17 protein-coding genes are annotated in these 17,799 nt (G+C 62.1%); 11 read left to right on the forward strand and 6 right to left on the reverse strand.

What is annotated here, in order from left to right; genetic code table 11:
* Nucleotides 1-96: 96 nt before the first annotated feature.
* The 3 genes from moaA to HMPREF9696_RS01965 form a co-directional block, all read right to left on the reverse strand.
* Nucleotides 97-1,134 carry a GTP 3',8-cyclase MoaA gene (moaA, locus tag HMPREF9696_RS01955; RefSeq protein WP_002711263.1) on the reverse strand — a complete coding sequence of 346 codons (1,038 nt, stop codon included), beginning with the start codon at nt 1,132-1,134 and terminating at the stop codon, nt 97-99.
* A 113-nt stretch (nt 1,135-1,247) separates the two neighbouring features.
* A complete protein-coding gene (locus HMPREF9696_RS01960; RefSeq protein ID WP_002711264.1) occupies nt 1,248-1,697 on the reverse strand; it encodes a hypothetical protein in 450 nt (149 codons plus the stop codon).
* 159 nt (nt 1,698-1,856) lie between these two features.
* Nucleotides 1,857-2,534, reverse strand: coding sequence for an HAD-IA family hydrolase (locus HMPREF9696_RS01965; RefSeq protein ID WP_002711265.1), 678 nt, complete (start codon nt 2,532-2,534; stop codon nt 1,857-1,859).
* 165 nt (nt 2,535-2,699) lie between these two features.
* Here HMPREF9696_RS01965 and rpiA point away from each other — a divergent pair, with 165 nt between their 5' ends.
* The 6 genes from rpiA to HMPREF9696_RS01995 all read left to right on the forward strand — a co-directional run bounded on the left by rpiA (nt 2,700) and on the right by HMPREF9696_RS01995 (nt 9,075).
* The gene (gene rpiA, locus HMPREF9696_RS01970) at nt 2,700-3,398 is read left to right on the forward strand and encodes a ribose-5-phosphate isomerase RpiA (protein ID WP_002711266.1); all 699 of its coding nucleotides are present in this window, start codon (nt 2,700-2,702) and stop codon (nt 3,396-3,398) included.
* 33 nt (nt 3,399-3,431) lie between these two features.
* The gene (locus HMPREF9696_RS01975; protein WP_002711267.1) at nt 3,432-3,938 is read left to right on the forward strand and encodes a DUF2059 domain-containing protein; all 507 of its coding nucleotides are present in this window, start codon (nt 3,432-3,434) and stop codon (nt 3,936-3,938) included.
* A 15-nt stretch (nt 3,939-3,953) separates the two neighbouring features.
* A complete protein-coding gene (gene gor, locus HMPREF9696_RS01980; protein WP_002711268.1) occupies nt 3,954-5,339 on the forward strand; it encodes a glutathione-disulfide reductase in 1,386 nt (461 codons plus the stop codon).
* Between the two features lie 172 nt (nt 5,340-5,511).
* A complete protein-coding gene (locus HMPREF9696_RS01985) occupies nt 5,512-6,900 on the forward strand; it encodes a class II 3-deoxy-7-phosphoheptulonate synthase (RefSeq protein ID WP_002711269.1) in 1,389 nt (462 codons plus the stop codon).
* Nucleotides 6,901-6,914: 14 nt separating this feature from the next.
* Nucleotides 6,915-7,268: a diacylglycerol kinase gene (locus HMPREF9696_RS01990; RefSeq protein WP_040301747.1), complete on the forward strand. Its 354-nt coding sequence runs from the start codon at nt 6,915-6,917 to the stop codon at nt 7,266-7,268.
* Between the two features lie 55 nt (nt 7,269-7,323).
* Nucleotides 7,324-9,075, forward strand: coding sequence for an NAD+ synthase (locus HMPREF9696_RS01995; protein WP_002711271.1), 1,752 nt, complete (start codon nt 7,324-7,326; stop codon nt 9,073-9,075).
* 6 nt (nt 9,076-9,081) lie between these two features.
* Here HMPREF9696_RS01995 and HMPREF9696_RS02000 read toward each other — a convergent pair whose 3' ends face one another.
* Together HMPREF9696_RS02000 and HMPREF9696_RS02005 are read right to left on the reverse strand one after the other, a co-directional pair.
* Nucleotides 9,082-10,143 (reverse strand): DUF2865 domain-containing protein, encoded by a 1,062-nt coding sequence (locus HMPREF9696_RS02000; protein WP_245259185.1) that lies wholly within the window; start codon nt 10,141-10,143, stop codon nt 9,082-9,084.
* A gap of 207 nt (nt 10,144-10,350) precedes the next feature.
* Complete coding sequence (locus HMPREF9696_RS02005) at nt 10,351-10,644, reverse strand: hypothetical protein (protein WP_002711273.1); 294 nt, start codon at nt 10,642-10,644, stop codon at nt 10,351-10,353.
* A gap of 290 nt (nt 10,645-10,934) precedes the next feature.
* On the opposite strand from HMPREF9696_RS02005, the gene cysS reads away from it, so the two are divergent.
* The 4 genes from cysS (at nt 10,935) to HMPREF9696_RS02025 (ending at nt 14,984) form a co-directional block, all read left to right on the forward strand.
* Nucleotides 10,935-12,347, forward strand: coding sequence for a cysteine--tRNA ligase (cysS, locus tag HMPREF9696_RS02010; protein WP_002711274.1), 1,413 nt, complete (start codon nt 10,935-10,937; stop codon nt 12,345-12,347).
* Nucleotides 12,348-12,462: 115 nt separating this feature from the next.
* Complete coding sequence (locus HMPREF9696_RS02015; RefSeq protein ID WP_040301086.1) at nt 12,463-12,987, forward strand: GNAT family N-acetyltransferase; 525 nt, start codon at nt 12,463-12,465, stop codon at nt 12,985-12,987.
* On the forward strand, nt 12,984-14,582 hold the full coding sequence (gene cimA / locus HMPREF9696_RS02020; RefSeq protein ID WP_002711277.1) for a citramalate synthase: 1,599 nt from the start codon (nt 12,984-12,986) through the stop codon (nt 14,580-14,582). Before HMPREF9696_RS02015 ends, cimA begins: the two co-directional genes overlap by 4 nt.
* A 15-nt stretch (nt 14,583-14,597) precedes the next feature.
* Nucleotides 14,598-14,984, forward strand: coding sequence for a VOC family protein (locus HMPREF9696_RS02025; RefSeq protein ID WP_002711278.1), 387 nt, complete (start codon nt 14,598-14,600; stop codon nt 14,982-14,984).
* 15 nt (nt 14,985-14,999) lie between these two features.
* Here the strand turns inward: HMPREF9696_RS02025 and HMPREF9696_RS02030 are convergent, their stop codons facing one another.
* Nucleotides 15,000-15,605, reverse strand: a complete 606-nt coding sequence (locus tag HMPREF9696_RS02030; protein WP_002711279.1) for an LOG family protein — start codon at nt 15,603-15,605, stop codon at nt 15,000-15,002.
* Between the two features lie 213 nt (nt 15,606-15,818).
* Between HMPREF9696_RS02030 and HMPREF9696_RS02035 the strand changes: the two genes are divergently transcribed.
* Nucleotides 15,819-17,792, forward strand: coding sequence for an ABCB family ABC transporter ATP-binding protein/permease (locus HMPREF9696_RS02035; RefSeq protein WP_002711280.1), 1,974 nt, complete (start codon nt 15,819-15,821; stop codon nt 17,790-17,792).
* Nucleotides 17,793-17,799 lie beyond the last annotated feature (7 nt).

The raw sequence follows: 17,799 nt of genomic DNA on the forward strand, positions 1-17,799 counted from the left end.
CGTCAATTGGAAGTTTGTTGATTCCAAGGCAGATTTTTGGGGTCCCGGACATTTGTGCCAATCAAACCGGCAATGCGGGAAACAATCGTGTTTTACCTAGCCGCCGGTCACACTCATGTGCCGGCTGACGCTTGGCCGATTGTGGCGGCGGTCGATGACAAAGTCGTGCCCCTTCGGCTTGAGGCCGATCGCGCGGTCAATTGCGGCTGACAGGAGCGTATCCTCCTCGGAAGCGCGGAGCGGCTTGCGCAGATCGGAGGCATCCTCCTGGCCTAGGCAGGTGTGGAGTGTTCCCGTGCAGGTGATGCGGACCCGGTTGCAGGATTCGCAGAAGTTGTGGGTCATCGGTGTGATGAAGCCAAGCCGCCCGCCGGTCTCGCTGACGCGGACATAGCGCGCGGGGCCGCCGGTATTGTCGGGAAGATCGCTCAGGGTGTAACGCGCGGCAAGGCGGGCCCGGAGCAACGATAGCGGCAGGTACTGATCAATACGTCCTTCACCGATTTCGCCCATGGGCATCACCTCGATCAGGGTAAGGTCCATGTCCTTGCGATGGGCCCACTCCATGAGCGAGGGGATTTCCTCCTCGTTCATGTTCTTCAGCGCGACGGCATTGATTTTGACCTTGAGGCCCGCGTCCTGTGCGGCTTCGATACCGTGCAGCACTTTATCAAGGTCCCCCCAACGGGTGATCGCGCGGAATTTTTCGGCATCGAGCGTGTCGAGCGAGACATTGATCCGCCGGACGCCGTGAGCCTTGAGGTCAGACGCAAATCGCTCGAGCTGCGAGCCGTTTGTCGTCAGCGTGAGTTCGTCCAGTGCGCCGCTGTCGAGATGGCGGGAGAGGGACTGGACCAGCGACATCACATTGCGGCGGACCAGCGGCTCGCCGCCCGTGAGCCGCAGCTTGCGCACGCCCTTGGAAATAAAGGCCGAGCACAGCCGGTCAAGTTCCTCGAGGGTGAGAAGGTCGGATTTCGGCAGGAAGGTCATGTCTTCCGACATGCAATAGAAGCAGCGCAGGTCGCAGCGATCGGTGACAGACACACGCAGGTAACTGATCGACCGTCCGAACGGATCAATCATGGACGAAGTCACCGGGATGACCGTGGAACTTGAAACGGGTCCGCTCATGTCGCGCCTTGGTCTTGCTCACCCCGAGCCGGTTACGACGGCTGTGGCATGCCAGACCTCAATCTAGGCACGAAGCTGCACCGATACAATCCAATCTGTCCCCAAACCCCGGGTTAGCGGCCGGGCGGCGGCGGGAATGGTGAGTTGGCAGGTTCAGCAGGTGCTGCAGCAGCAGGCGCGGGCTTCGGCTTCTTAGCCTTTGGCGGCGCATGCCGCACGGCGCGCTTGGGCGGAGGGGCGATCTGCAATTCCGCGTAGACCGGATTCGGATCGACAGCGCTCGATGCCGGGCTTGCCGGGTCGCGGATGACCTGAACCGGCACGGTCTCGGGCTGATACTTCGGCAGTGTGAAAGTTACAGTGAAATCACTTTCGATCGGCACGGCGACCGCACACGGTGTTTTGCAGGTCTGACCGGTCGAGGTGCGCGCCTCTGCTCCGGCGGGGAGCGATTCCATCTGCACCGTTACCATCGGCGGCGCCGACTTGAACATTTCGGGCATGGAAAAAGATGAGCAGCCTGCGAGGCCAAGGCTCGCCGCAACAACAACGATGATACGCATGGTGCATCCGTCTTGTGATGCGGTGGTAGCCGCATAGTCCCCGCGCGGACCTTAGAAGTGTCGTATGCCACGCGCAACGGGGCGCGCCGGATTCGTTAAGTGAAGGTTAACGCGGTGCGCGAAACGATCTGTAGAAAATTAGTATTATATTTCAATGGTTTAAATAAGGGGCAGCAACGTTTCGACCGCGCCGGGCAACTCGCGCATGTGACCAATGAGGACATCAGGCTTCAGTTCGGCAATCGGCGTTTCCGTATAGCCGAAGGTCACTCCGATCACGGGGACACCGGCGCGCCGCGCCACGCCGACGTCCGGACCGGAGTCGCCAACCATGATGGCCCGCGACATGTCCCCGCCGGCTTGCGCGACGGTTTGGCGAAAAATGGTGGGATCCGGTTTCGCCACCCCAAACGTATCGGCACCGCAGATCGCGGCAAAGCGGCCGGTCATCTCCAACTGCGCGAGCAGGAGCCTTGAGAGGCCTTCCAGTTTGTTGGTGCAGACAGCGAACCGGAAGCCCCGATCCTCAAGCGTGTCGAGGGCCGCGTGCAGACCCTCGAACGGCAGCGAAGCGTCGGCGATATGGTCCTTGTAGTAGGCGATAAAATCCGCTGTGAGCCGATCCAGTTCCGCCACGCTGACCGTGCGGCCGTCCACTTCCAGACCGCGTTCGATCAATTTGCGCGCGCCGGCTCCGATCATGTTGCGGGCGGACGCCACCGGCACGAGCGGCAGACCCTCACGCTGAAGAACGAAGTTCAACGCTCCGACGAGGTCGGGGGCGGTATCGACGAGAGTGCCGTCGAGATCGAAGACAATGAGGGGGGACTTGGCCATGCCGGATCGCTACCGGGCAGGATGGGATCAGGCAAGCCCTGCGGTCGAATTGGTCTTATGTCGGCTCATTTTAGCTGTTTTTCGCCAGGAAGGCGGGTATCCACCGCCGCGAAAACCGCGCTATATGCCTCGCGTTCCCAAGGGAACGGAACATCGAGGGCCATGATGTCGATGGACGACTTGAAGCGGCAGGCGGCGGCGCGCGCGCTTGAACAGGTGCAGGACGGTATGAAACTGGGGCTCGGCACCGGTTCGACCGCGAAGCATTTCGTTGAACTGCTGGGCGAGCGCGTGAAGGCAGGCCTGAAGGTTGTCGGCGTCCCGACCTCGGAAGCGACCCGGGCGGATGCGGAGCGCTGCGGTGTCCCGCTGACCACGCTGGAAGACGTTGATCGCCTCGATCTCACGGTGGACGGGGCCGATGAAGTCGACCCCCATCTCGAATTGATCAAGGGCGGCGGCGGCGCACTGCTGCGCGAAAAAATCGTCGCAGCGGCGTCCGACCGGATGATCGTCATCGCCGACGACTCAAAGTGGGTTGACGCCCTCGGCCGCTTTCCGCTGCCGATCGAGGTCATTCCGTTTGGCCTCGGCGCGACGCGCCGCGCCATCGAGGCGGCCTTCGCGCAAAATGGCGTTTCCGGGCCCATGGATATTCGCAAGACAAAGGACGGCCACGTTTTCGTCACCGATGGCGGCCACTGGATTATCGACGCCAGGCTCGGCCGAATCCCGGACCCACCGAAGCTGGCGGCGTCGCTGAATTCGATTCCGGGGGTTGTCGAGCATGGCCTGTTTATTGGTCTCGCGCGCACGGTCGTACTTGCCGGAGCGCAAGGTATTCGCGTTGTTGATCGGCCCTAGGGATACTAGGCGCTGCAATCGAGGAGAATTGAGATGAAGAAGTTTTCGCATGTGTTGTTCGCGGTCGGCGCCGCGCTTGTCCTCACGATGGGCAGCGCAATGGCGCAGGCCCCGAAGCCGCCATCCCCGGCCGCCATCGGCTATGCCAAGGAAATCCTGGCGTCCAAGAATGTCAGCGCGATCTATCAGGGTGCGGTGCCCGGTCTCGTGCAACGGACCAAGGACGTGCTCCTGCAGTCGAACCTGAACTACCAGAAGGACCTCAATGAGGTTGCGGTGGTGGTCGCGAAGGAATTGGCCGGGCGCGAAAAGGAAATTGGCGAGGAAATGGCCCGCATCTACGCCAGCTCCTTTACCGAGCAGGAGCTGAAGGAGCTTGCTGCGTTCTACAAGTCGCCGCTGGGCGCAAAGGTCATCGCACAGGAGCCTGTGGCATTCACCACCGCGCGCCAATATATGGATCAGTGGGCGCAGAAGTTCGGCGAGGAAATCAATGCGAAATTCCGTGCCGAGATGAAGAAGCGCGGCAAGGACATTTAAGCGATCGGACACTCCATGGCGGACCGGGACGTTGACCTGTTTGTGATCGGCGGCGGATCGGGCGGCGTTCGTGCTGCCCGCATCGCGGCCGGCCACGGCGCGAGCGTTCTGGTCGCCGAGGAATACCGGATGGGCGGCACCTGCGTGATCCGCGGGTGCGTCCCCAAGAAGCTGATGGTCTATGCCTCCCATGTCCGGCATGAACTGGACGATGCCGCCGGCTTCGGCTGGACCATTCCGGAGGCGACCTTCGACTGGTCCACATTGATTGCCAACAAGGACAAGGAAATCGCACGGCTTGAAGCGGCGTATACGTTCAACGTCGAAAAGGCCGGCGCAAAAATCATCAAGGCGCGGGCCACCTTCGAGGACGCGCATACGCTTCGCCTGTCGACCGGTGAAACCGTCAATGCGAAGTATGTGCTGATCGCCACGGGCGGAACGCCAAATCACGGCGCGCCAATACCGGGCATCGAGCATGTGATTTCGTCCAACGAGGTGTTTCACCTCAAGACGTTTCCCAAGCGCATCGTGATCCAGGGTGGCGGTTATATCGCGCTCGAGTTCGCCTGCATCTTCGCCGGGCTTGGCGCCGACGTCACCGTGATCTATCGCGGCGAGAACATCCTGCGCGGGTTCGACGAGGACGTGCGCAAGCATGTCCGCAGCGAAATGGAGAAGTCCGGCATCACGATTCTGACCGGCTGCATTGTCACGAAGGTCGAGAAGCACGGCGAAGGATTCACCGCGCATATGTCGAACGGATCGAGCGTCGCCGGCGATCAGGTGATGTTCGCCGTCGGCCGCCATCCAAATGTCAAAGGTCTTGGACTGGAGACGGCCGGCGTCGCCCTCAATCCGGTCAATGGCGGCATCGCGGTCAACGAGTTCTCGCAGACCAGCGTCCCGAACATCTATGCCGTCGGCGACGTGACCCACCGGATCAATCTCACGCCGGTCGCCATCCGCGAAGGACATGCCTTCGCCGACACCGTATTCGGCAATCGGCCGGTGAGTGTCGATCATGCCGACATCCCGACGGCGGTCTTCACACAGCCCGAAGTCGGCACCGTGGGGCTGACCGAGGCGGAGGCGAGGGCGCAGTACACCCATGTCGATATCTACAAGACCGATTTCCGGTCATTGAAATCCACGATGTCGGGCAGCCAGTCCCGCGTGATGATGAAGCTGATCGTCGATGCATCGACCGACCGCATCCTCGGGTGCCACGTCGTGGGACCGGAGGCGGGTGAATTGATCCAGGTCGTCGGCATTGCGGTGAAGATGAAGGCCACCAAGGCCGACTTCGACGCCACCATGGCCGTTCACCCGACGGCGGCGGAAGAACTCGTGACCCTGCGCACGCCAAGTGCCCGCCACGTCCGCGAGGCCGCGGAATAGCGCGACGGCCCGATCCGCGCCGGGGAGGCCCGGCCCCGGGGGCTGGCCGAACAGTCCTGTTTGCCCGGCCAAGTGCCTGATCCGGCGTGCTGATTTGCAACTGGCAAGACCGTACCCACCTGTGTATAACCCGGCGCATTGTAGGATTGCCGTTTCCTGAGGAGTTTCAGTCATGTCCGAGCGGTGGACGCCCGATAGCTGGCGCAAGAAGCCAGTCATGCAGGTGCCGGAATATCCCGATGCGAAAGCATTGGCCGATGTCGAGGCGCAGCTTGCGACGTTTCCGCCGCTGGTTTTTGCCGGTGAGGCGCGCAATCTGAAGAAGGCGCTCGCCCGAGTCGCAAACGGCGAGGCTTTTCTCCTGCAGGGCGGCGATTGCGCCGAGAGCTTTGCCGAGCACGGCGCGAACAACATCCGCGACTTCTTCCGCGTGCTGCTGCAGATGGCGGTGGTGCTGACCTATGCCGGCGCGCTGCCGGTGGTGAAGGTCGGCCGCATCGCCGGCCAGTTCGCCAAGCCGCGTTCATCGCCGATGGAAAAGCAGGGCGATATCGAACTGCCGAGCTATCGCGGCGACATCGTCAACGACACGGCGTTCACGAAGGAAGCGCGTACGCCCGATCCGCAGCGCCAGTTGATGGCGTACCGCCAGTCGGCGGCGACGCTGAACCTGTTGCGCGCATTCGCGACCGGCGGCTTCGCCAACCTCGGCAGCGTGCATCAGTGGATGCTCGGCTTCCTGAAGGACTCGCCGCAGTCCCGCCGTTACAAGGAACTGGCCGACCGCATTTCCGAGGCGCTCAACTTCATGCGCGCCTGCGGCCTCGATCTGGAAAGCCATCCGGAACTGCGCGCGACCGATTTCTATACCAGCCACGAAGCGCTGCTGCTCGGTTACGAGCAGGCGTTCACGCGCGTCGATTCCACCACCGGCGACTGGTACGCGACCACGGGGCACATGATCTGGATCGGTGACCGCACCCGCCAGCTCGATCACGGTCACATCGAATACTTCCGCGGCATCAAGAATCCGATCGGCCTGAAGTGCGGCCCGTCGCTGAAGCCGGACGAACTGCTCAAGCTGATCGACGTGCTCAATCCCGACAACGAGCCCGGCCGGTTGACGCTGATCAACCGCTTCGGTTCGGACAAGGTCGATGCGCATCTGCCGCAGCTCATCCGTGCGGTGAAGCGGGAAGGGCGCTCCGTGGTCTGGTCGTGCGATCCGATGCACGGCAACACCATCACGTCCACATCCGGCTACAAGACCCGGCCGTTCGACCGCGTGCTGTCGGAGGTGAAGTCGTTCTTCACCATCCACGCAGCCGAAGGCACCCATGCCGGCGGCGTCCATCTGGAAATGACCGGACAGGATGTCACCGAATGCATTGGCGGCGCGCGCGCAATCACCGACGAGGATCTCAACGACCGTTACCACACGGTCTGCGATCCGCGCCTGAACGCCGAGCAGTCCATCGACATGGCTTTCCTGATCGCCGAACTCCTCAAGCAGGAGCGCGCGGGCAAGGTGAAGCCGATGCCGGCCGTCGCGGGATTCTGATGCTCCGCAAGGTGCTGTCGCGAATGTGGAGCGCCACAATCAATAGCCGGAACGGGCTGGCCTTTGCCTTCCGTTCCGAGCAGGCCTTCCGTGAAGAGGTCGTCGCGCTTGTTATCGCCGTGCCGCTGGCTCTTCTGGTCGGCGTTTCGCCGGAACGCAAGGTCCAGCTCATTTGCATCGTGCTGCTGTTGATGGTGGTCGAACTGTTGAATACCGCCATCGAGAAACTGGCCGATCGCCTGACCACGGACCATGACAAGCAGATCGGCCGGGTGAAGGACATGGGGTCGGCGGCCGTCGGCGTCACCTTGCTGATCGCCGGAGGGGTTTGGCTGTTCGCCATCGCCGAGCGCATAGGTCTCATCTGAATTGTGCTCATGTTGAGCAATTGCGGACATCCCGCCGGGCGGGCTAAATAAGGTCATGACCAAATCCCAGCTCACGATCACGCTCGCCCAGCTCAATCCCGTCGTCGGCGATGTCACGGGGAACGCAGCGAAGGCCCGCGCCGCCCGGAAGCAGGCGAAGGCAGACGGCGCCGATCTGCTGGTCCTCTCCGAGCTTTTTATCGCGGGCTACCCGCCGGAAGATCTCGTCCTCAAGCCGGCCTTTCAGGCGGCCTGCCGCGCGGAGATCGAGGCGCTGGCACGGGAAACCTCCGATGGCGGCCCGGCGGTGCTGATCGGCACGCCATGGGTCGAGGACGGCAAGCTCTACAACGCCTGCGCTTTGCTGGACGACGGGCGGATCGCGGCGCTGCGCTTCAAGGCCAATCTGCCGAACTACGGCGTGTTTGACGAAAAGCGCGTGTTCGCGCGCGGGCCTGCCGCGGGACCCGTGACGATCCGCGGTGTGCGGGTCGGCGTTCCCATCTGTGAAGACACCTGGATGGAAGAGTCCGGGGAATACGAGAATGTCGTCGAATGTCTCGCCGAGACCGGCGCTGAAATCCTGATCGTGCCGAACGGCTCGCCCTATACCCGCGAGAAGAACGACATGCGGCTGTCCGTATCCGTCGCGCGCGTGGCGGAGAGCGGGCTGCCGCTGGTTTATCTCAATCAGGTCGGCGGGCAGGACGAACTGGTGTTCGACGGTTCGTCATTCGGCCTGAATGCGGACCGCTCGCTGGCGTTCCAACTGCCGGGTTTTGAAGAAAACATCACCACGCTTCGCTTCGCCAAAGGCGAGGGCGGCTGGACCTGCAAGGGGCCTATCTCGCCTGTGCTCGATGGTGACAAGGGCGATTACGCAGCCTGTGTTCTCGGCCTGCGTGACTATGTGGGCAAGGCTGGTTTTCCGGGCGTGCTGCTTGGTGTCTCAGGCGGCATCGATTCAGCGCTGTGCGCCGCCATCGCGGTGGATGCGCTTGGCGCGGACAAGGTGCGCGGCGTGATGCTGCCGTTCCGCTTCACTGCGCAGGAATCGCTCGACGATGCGGCGAAGCTGACAAAACAGCTCGGCATCCAGTACGACGTGTTGCCGATCGCTGCGGCGGTTCATGGCTTCGAGGACATTCTCAAGCCGGTGTTCGAGGGCCGCGAGAGGGATGTCACCGAGGAAAACCTGCAGGCACGCACACGCGGCGTGCTGCTGATGGCGATTTCCAACAAGTTCGGTTCGATGGTGGTGACCACCGGCAACAAGTCCGAAATGTCCGTCGGCTATGCCACGCTCTATGGCGACATGAACGGTGGCTACAACCCGATCAAGGATATCTACAAGACGGAAGTGTTCCGGTTGTCGACCTTGCGCAATTCATGGAAGCCTGAGGGCGCGCTCGGTCCGTCGGGCGAAGTCATTCCGCCCAACATCATCACGCGCCCGCCGACGGCGGAATTGCGTGAGAACCAGACCGACCAGGACTCACTGCCGCCATATGATATTCTTGACGGCATTCTCGAGAGGCTGGTGGAGCGCGAGGAGTCCGTCGCGTCGATTGTGGCTGAAGGCTTCGACTACGACACGGTGACCCGCATCGCGCGCCTGCTCAACATCGCGGAATACAAACGCCGGCAGGCCGCGCCGGGCGTGAAGGTGACGCGGAAGAATTTCGGCCGCGACCGCCGCTATCCGATCATCAACAAGTTTCGCGATACCGGAAAGGCATTGCCCGCGCCGGATCATGCGCTGGTGACGCGGTCCAGCCGCGGTTCGGCGGAAGCCTTTGAAGGGTGAAGCGCCTTAGCGCGCCGGAATGAAGGTCGGTCCCACCGAGCGGATCGGCTTGTCGCCGTTGGTGGACGATGACGAGGCGGGTGGTGTGCCGGTTGGCAGGGCCTGCGCGTTCGGCGGCGTGGCGACGGAGCCCGCTTTCTTCTGTGCTGCGGGCGCGCCCTTCGGCTGCGACATCCGCTTCGAGCTTTCGTCGGTGACGATGATATCGCCCTGCTGCGCGGCGGAGGTCTTGTCGTCGATGTTCTTCAGCGCGTCCGACCAGGTCTGCCCGACAGCCTTGCAACTGCAGGACTTGTCGAATGACTGACGATATTTGAATGCGTTAGGCGATTGCGCGTAGGGCTGGCCGCTCATCGAGACCGCCTGATTCATGTCCTCGCCGGGATTGCGATAGGTATACAGCGTGGCATCCGCTGCCGGGCACAGCGCCTTGCAGGTTCGTTCGTCGTCGGCAAAACGGCTGGGCACCGTGGCGAAGGAAATCGGGAAATAGAAGCCGTCGCAGCTTCGCGCGCAGACCGTGCGATAGGTGCCGGAGGCCGCGCCGTTGTCCATCGGCGCAGCGCCGTTGTTGTTATTGCCGCCGAACAGATTGTCGAGGAATCCGCCACCGCCGCTGTTGCGCAACTGGGCGGCGTATTGCGGGCCGCAATTGTTCTGCGCCAGCGCCATCAGCACCGAGCGGCGCTGGTTTTCACGCTCGGAGTTGCCGAACCCGCCGCCGCGCAGCCGCTCGAGGTTGCTGGTGATCTGGTCGAGATTGGAGCGCATCTGCTGAATGCGCGTATTGATCGGGCCGCACTGGGCCGACTGGCCGGTGAACAGCGAGAAGAAGCCGGAACTGTCGCAGCCCTGACGCTTGGCCTGATCCTGAACCCGCTCCAGTTCGGCCTGTTGCCGGCTCTGGGCTTCGGCATAGCGCTGGATCTGTTCTGCCTTGGCGCTGTCGCCGCCGCCGCCATCAATGGCGGATAACTGGCCGACCAGCCGCTGACAGATGGGATTGGCTCCGGGCTGACCGCCGGGAGGCGGGGGAAAGCCCTGCTGCGCGGCCGCGCCATAGGTCATGATCGCTGCGCCCACGAGCGCCGCGCTGGCAAAGGTCCATCGCAAGAACAAGGAATTCGGCAAGCTGTCACGATCCTACACGATCTGACCGCGACGCGGCCGACGGAGGCTCACATACTCGCTTCCGGCGGCAAGGTCACGTCGATTCAGCCTGCAGATAAGTCAGAGAATCGTGACGAAAAGAAGCCCCGGGAAGGGGCCTTTCTGTCAGCGCTGACAGGTAATTGCGATGAATTCGCTGCCGGAACGGCCGGTGGACGCGGGAATCGCGCCAGTCACTTCATCGGGATCGACACGGCGGTAGCCGGTGGCCTGCGCGAACTCGCGGGACTGGCAATAGGCCCGCGCGGCATGGGCGCCGCACTTCTCGCCCTTGGCCAGGCACTCGTCGACGCCGTAACCGTCGGACTGGTTGGCGACGATGAAGACGCGGCTATCGGCGCGGGTTTCGGACGCAACAATCACGCAAACACAGGCAATCAATGTGAACAGAAATCGCATGGTGACACCGGTTTGGGAGAAGCACAGGCGCCTCCATCAATAAGCCGGAAGGGTTAAGAATGATTAAGGACGGCGATTCCGTGGCAGGCGGCCCTCTGGATGCCGAAATCCATCGGGTGTGACCTTGACGCGGTCCCCCCGGCTGGACCATTGTGCGGCCCATGAACGGTTCGATCTCCATTTTCGGCATTTGCCGCGAGATTATTAGCTAGCGATTCGCTGGCTGGAGCCGTCTTTTCTCAATCGAGATCATGGGACGACCCGGCCGCAAGGCAAGGGATTTTGTTTCCATGGAGCTGAAGCTCTACGACACGCTGACCAAGGAGAAGCAGCCGTTCCGGCCGCTCGATCCTAACGACGTGCGCATGTATGTGTGCGGGCCGACGGTCTATGACTTCGCCCATATCGGCAACGCGCGGCCGGTCATCGTGTTCGATGTGCTGTTTCGGCTTCTGCGTCACGTCTACGGCGCGGATCATGTCCAATATGTCCGCAACATCACCGACGTGGACGACAAGATCAACGACCGCGCGGCGCGGGACTATCCGGGCTTGCCGCTGAACGAGGCGATCCGCAAGGTCACCGAGCAGACCGAAAAGCAGTTTCATGAAGACGTCGATGCGCTCGGCTGCCTGCGGCCGACCGTGGAGCCGCGCGCGACCGAGCATATCGCCGAAATGTGCGCGATCATTGAAAAGCTGATCGCGGGCGGCAACGCCTATGTCGAGCAGGACCATGTGCTGTTCAAGGTCGCGTCCGATCCGAACTACGGCAAGCTGGCGCGGCGCTCGCTCGATGAAATGCTGGCGGGGGCGCGCGTCGATGTTGCGCCCTACAAGCATGACGCGATGGATTTCGTGCTGTGGAAGCCCTCGAAGCCGGGCGAGCCGTCATGGCCGTCGCCGGGCGGGATCGCCGCGCAGGGACGCCCGGGCTGGCACATCGAATGCTCGGCGATGGCGTGGAAACATCTCGGCGAACAGTTCGACATTCATGGCGGCGGTATCGACCTGGTGTTTCCGCATCACGAAAACGAACTGGCGCAATCGTGCTGCGCGTTCCACAAGGACCGCATGGCCAATGTCTGGATGCACAACGGCTTCCTGCAGGTCGAGGGCGAGAAAATGTCGAAGAGCCTCGGCAACTTCGTCACCATCAGGGAGTTGCTGACAGGCTGGCGTGGCCGTTCATGGCCCGGCGATGCGCTGCGGTTTGCGATGATGCAGACGCATTATCGCTCACCGATCGACTGGTCGCTGGCTGCCTGCGACAATGCTTTCAATACGCTGAAGGACTTCTTCAGCGTGGCGGCTGCTGCGGGATCGGGCGAGGTGCCTGCGTCCATCGTGGACGCGCTGGCCGACGATCTGAATACGCCGAAGGCCGTGGCGGAATTGCACGCCTTGCGCAAACAGGTTCACAGTAAGGGTGACAAGGCCTCGGTTGCGCTGGGCAATGCGCTTGCGTTTCTTGGCATAGACGCTGCGCGGTTCGCGGCATGGGTCTCCATGGCCGATGCCAAGGCTGTGTCGAAGGCGGGCAATGTCGATGAACTGATCGAGACTCGTCTCGCTGCCCGCGCGCGCAAGGATTTCAAGGAATCCGACCGCATCCGTGACGAACTCGCCGCGCGCGGCATTGTGCTGAAAGACGGTAAGGACGCGAACGGCAATCCCGTGACCACGTGGGAGATCGCGCGATGACCAGGCCGGACACGCCGTTTCCGAAACACCGCTACTACTACATTGCGCTCAAGTGGGTGCTGATCGCCGCTGCCGTCGCGCTCGCGCTCAAACTGGTCAACGTCTGGTAAAGCTCATGGGACAGTCCATGCCCAAAGTCGGCCTGCGGCCATTCCTCTCCGAAGACACGCCGGTGCTCGCGGCGATTTTTGTCGCCAGCATCGAAGAACTGGCCGAGGACGATTATTCCGACGCGCAGCGCGAAGCCTGGGCGAGCGCGGCCGAGGACGAAGCCAATTTCGGCAAGCGTCTGGCCAATCAGCTCACGCTCGTTGCCACGATTGGCGGCTCGCCCGTCGGCTTTGTGTCGTTGAAAGGCAAGGATCATCTTGATCTGCTTTACGTGCTTCCGGGCTTCGCGCGGCAGGGCGTCGCCACGGCCCTGTGCGATGCGCTCGAGAAACTGGCCGCGGCGCGCGGCGCGACGGCGTTGACCGTGGAAGCCAGCGATACGGCGGAGCCGTTTTTCGCCCGGCGCGGCTACGCGGGCCAGCAGCGCAACACGGTGTCGATTGGCGATGAGTGGCTTGCCAATACGACGATGAAAAAATCACTGGGCGGCGACGCGCCGCGCGGCCAAATGCCAGGAACACCATCATGAGCCGCGAACGCCTCTATCTGTTCGACACCACCCTGCGCGACGGCGCGCAAACCAATGGCGTCGACTTCACGCTGCACGACAAGCAGATCATCGCCAACATGCTCGACGACCTCGGCATCGACTATGTCGAGGGCGGCTATCCCGGCGCGAATCCGTCCGACACCGAGTTCTTCGCAAGCAAGCCGAAGTTCAATCATGCCAAGTTCACGGCGTTCGGCATGACCCGGCGCGCGGGACGTTCCGTTTCGAACGATCCGGGTGTCGCAGGGCTACTCGAGGCCAAGGCCGACGCGATCTGTTTTGTGGCGAAGTCGTCGGAATATCAGGTGCGCGTGGCGCTGGAGACCACCAACGAGGAAAATCTCGCCTCGATCCGAGACAGCGTCAGCGCTGCAAAGGCGGCCGGTCGTGAGGTGATGCTGGATTGCGAGCACTTTTTCGACGGCTACAAGGAAAATCCACAGTTCGCGCTGGCCTGCGCCAAGGCGGCTTATGACTCCGGCGCGCGCTGGGTCGTGCTGTGCGATACCAACGGCGGCACCATGCCGAACGAGATCGAAGCCATCGTCGGCGAGGTGGTCAAACACATCCCCGGCGATCATGTCGGCATCCACACCCACAACGACACCGAGCACGCGGTGGCGAACTCGCTGGCCGCGGTGCGCGCGGGCGCGCGTCAGATTCAAGGCACATTGAACGGGCTTGGCGAACGCTGCGGCAACGCCAATCTCTGTTCGCTGATCCCGACACTGAAGCTGAAAAAGGAGTTCGCTGACAAATTCGAGATCGGCGTGTCGGACGAGAAACTTGCGACGCTGGTCCATGCCTCGCGGGCGCTGGACGATATCCTCAACCGCGCGCCTGACCGGCATGCGCCCTATGTGGGCGAGAGCGCGTTCGTCACCAAGACAGGCATTCATGCCTCGGCGGTGCTGAAGGACCCCCAGACCTATGAGCACATCGCGCCGGAAGCGGTGGGCAATCATCGCAAGGTGCTGGTGTCCGATCAGGCAGGGCGCTCCAACGTCATCGCAGAACTGGAGCGCGCCGGAATTCCGTTCGACAAGAACGATCCGAAGCTGACGCGGCTGGTCGAGGAGATGAAGGAGAAAGAGGCGGCGGGCTACGCCTACGAATCCGCCAATGCCTCGTTCGATCTGCTGGCGCGCCGCACGCTCGGCAAGGTGCCGGATTATTTCAAGGTCGTGCAGTTCGATGTGAATGTCGAGCAGCGCTACAACGCGCTGGCCCAGCGGGTCACGGTCGCGATGGCCGTGGTGAAGGTCGATGTCGCCGGCGAAACCCTGATCTCGGCGGCGGAAGGCAACGGTCCGGTCAACGCGCTGGACGTCGCCTTGCGCAAGGACCTCGGCAAGTATCAGAAATACATCGAGGGCCTGAAGCTGGTGGACTACCGCGTGCGTATCCTCAATGGCGGCACGGAAGCGGTGACGCGCGTTCTGATCGAAAGCGAGGATGAGGCGGGCGAGCGCTGGACCACGGTCGGCGTCTCACCCAACATCATCGACGCATCGTTTCAGGCGCTGATGGATTCGGTGGTCTACAAGCTGGTGAAGTCGAACGCGCCGGCGTAGCGGGAAGGGCGGCTCATGATTGATCACGTCTCGGTGGGAGTGGCTGATCTTGAGCGGGCCGCACGATTCTACGAGGCGGCTTTCGCGCCGCTGGGACTGACCCGTCTGGTCACCCGTCCGGCGACCGTGGGGTTTGGGAAGACCTATCCGGAATTCTGGATCAATCTGCGTGCCGGCATGGCGAGGGTGCCGCCGGAAAGCGGGGTCCATATTTGCCTGCGGGCGAAGACGACCGAAGAGATCGAAGCATTTTATCTTGCCGCGCTGAAGGCCGGCGGCACCGACGACGGCCCGCCTGGCATTCGCCCTCATGATCGCGTCAAGTATTTCGCGGCGTTTGTTGCCGATCCCGACGGCAATCGGATCGAGGTGGTGACGTTCCCCAAGGACGAGCCCGCCTGACCGCAAAGCCTGAAGTTACAGCCGGCTTGCGACCTGATCGTCCATCATCTTCGCAGCCTGCGGTGTCTTCGCCGCTTCCGCGCGCAGTTTCGGCAGAATATCCTCGACCCGATCGGCGGTCAGAACGTCCACCCAGAGATTGGCACGGATGAATTCCGTCTGCTTCATGTGATCGATCAGCACCAGCAGGGGATTCCAGAACCCGTCGATGTTAGCGAGCAGGATCGGCTTGCTGTGGCGGCCGAGCTGTGACCAGGTCATTTGCTCGACGAGTTCTTCCAGGGTGCCGACGCCGCCGGGGAAGGCGACGAACGCATCTGAATGCTCGAACATGAGCTGCTTGCGCTCGTGCATATCCTTGGTGACGATGACTTCCTGCGCGTCCTTCAGCACATGCTCGCGCCGGGTCAGGAAGGTCGGGATGATGCCGGTGACCTTCCCGCCGTGAGCGAGGGCGCCCGCCGCGACCGCACCCATCAGGCCGATGGAGCCGCCACCATAGACCAGACCGACGCCGTTTTCGGCGAGGGTTCTGCCAAAGGCCGTGGCCGCGTTGACAAATTCAGGATTGGTACCGGGACCGGAACCGCAATAGACGCAGACGTTCTTAATCGTATTCATAGTCGTTATGTGGCGATTTCCTGCGACATCTTCAAGACGCGCGTTTCGCAGTGCAGGGTAGAAAGGTCTCAAAAGCCCTGATTTTGGGGGAAAGAATTGGCCGGAAAGGGTGCGAAAGCCACCCAAACGCTCTATATGACGGGACATGATCACACCCCCGAACAGGCGCCGCGCGCGGCGTGCGGTTTCGCAAGGCAAGGCGGCTGACGTTTAATGGCCGACCTTCATCCTGCTGCGCCTGATGACGTCTCCAATGATGTCACGCCGCCAACACCCGCCGATCTGAAAGCCGAGAAAGCGACGCTGTTCGGAACGCTTGCGCATCTATGGCCCTATATCTGGCCGGGCGATCGCGCCGATCTGAAGATGCGCGTGGTCTGGTCGATGGTGCTGCTGCTGATCGCCAAGGTGGCGACGCTGTTTCTGCCGTTTACCTTCAAGTGGGCGGTGGATGCGCTGACAGGCGCCGATACGGCGCCGGTCGAATCCTCGAACTGGATGCTGTGGCTGATCGCATCGCCGCTCATCATGACGCTCAGCTACGGTGCGGTTCGTATCGTCATGATGGTGCTGACCCAGTGGCGTGACGGTCTGTTCGCGAAAGTCGCGATGCATGCCGTGCGCAAGCTGGCCTATCTCACCTTCGTCCACATGCATGAATTGTCGCTGCGGTTTCATCTGGAGCGCAAGACCGGCGGGCTGACGCGCGTTCTGGAGCGCGGACGCACCGGCATCGAGACCATGGTGCGCATGGTAATCCTGCAGCTCGCACCGACCATTGTCGAGCTCGTGCTGATGATGGGCGTACTGCTGTGGCAATTCGACTGGCGCTACGTGCTGGTGACATTCATCACGGTCGTGGTCTACATGACCTTTACCTACTATGCGACCGAATGGCGGATCGACATTCGCAGGCGCATGAACGAGTCCGATACCGAAGCAAACACCAAGGCGATCGACTCGCTTCTGAACTATGAGACGGTGAAGTATTTCGGTGCCGAGGCGCGCGAGGCGTTGCGCTACGACAAGTCAGTGGAGCGCTATGAGCGGGCCAGCGTCCATACCTATACATCGCTCGCGGTGCTCAACACCGGACAGGCGGTGATTTTCACCATCGGCCTCACTGCGACAATGATGATGTGTGTGGCCGGTATTCGCAACGGCACCAACACCGTCGGCGATTTCGTCATGATCAACGCCATGATGATCCAGCTTTACCAGCCGCTGAACTTCATGGGCATGGTCTATCGCGAGATCAAGCAGGCGATCATCGACATTGAAAAGATGTTCGGCGTTCTGTCGCGCAATCCGGAGGTAAAGGATATTCCGAGCGCGCAGCCGCTGAAAATTTCAGCCGGCGCGGTTCGCTTCGAGGACGTGCGGTTTGCCTACGATCCGGAGCGTCCGATTCTGAAGGGCCTTTCTTTCGAGGTGCCGGCGGGCAAGACCGTTGCCATCGTCGGTCCCTCCGGAGCGGGCAAATCGACCATCTCCCGGCTGCTGTTCCGGTTGTACGATGTGAGCGGCGGCAAAATCACCATCGACGGCCAGAACATTCGGGATGTGACGCAAGCCTCGCTGCGGGCCGCGATCGGGATGGTGCCGCAGGACACCGTGCTGTTCAACGACACCATCCGTTACAACATTCGTTACGGTCGCTGGGATGCGAGCGATGCCGAAGTCGAAGCCGCGGCGTCGATGGCGCAGATCGACAACTTCATTCGCATGTCGCCGCACGGCTATGAGACTGAAGTCGGCGAGCGCGGGCTGAAACTGTCGGGCGGCGAGAAGCAGCGTGTCGCGATTGCGCGGACGATTTTGAAGGGCCCGCCGATTCTGGTTCTGGACGAGGCGACATCGGCGCTCGATAGCCACACCGAACGGGAAATTCAGGAGCAGCTTGAGAAGGTCGCGCGCGGCCGGACGTCGCTGGTGATCGCGCACCGGCTGTCCACCATCGTCGGCGCAGACGAAATTATCGTGCTGGATCAGGGCCGCATCTCCGAGCGCGGCACCCACGCCCAGCTTCTGGCGGCGAATGGCCTTTACGCGAGCATGTGGAACAGGCAACGTGAAGCGCAGGAAGCGCGGGAAAAGCTGGCCATGATGGCCGACGAGAACATCGCGCCCAATCGCGAACCGCCGCCGGTCGACGATCCGCTGTCCGCGCCGGAAGCCGCCGAATAGTTTTGGT

Origin of the sequence: Afipia clevelandensis ATCC 49720, assembly GCF_000336555.1 — a bacterium.
GTDB classification, from domain to species: Bacteria; Pseudomonadota; Alphaproteobacteria; order Rhizobiales; family Xanthobacteraceae; genus Afipia; species Afipia clevelandensis.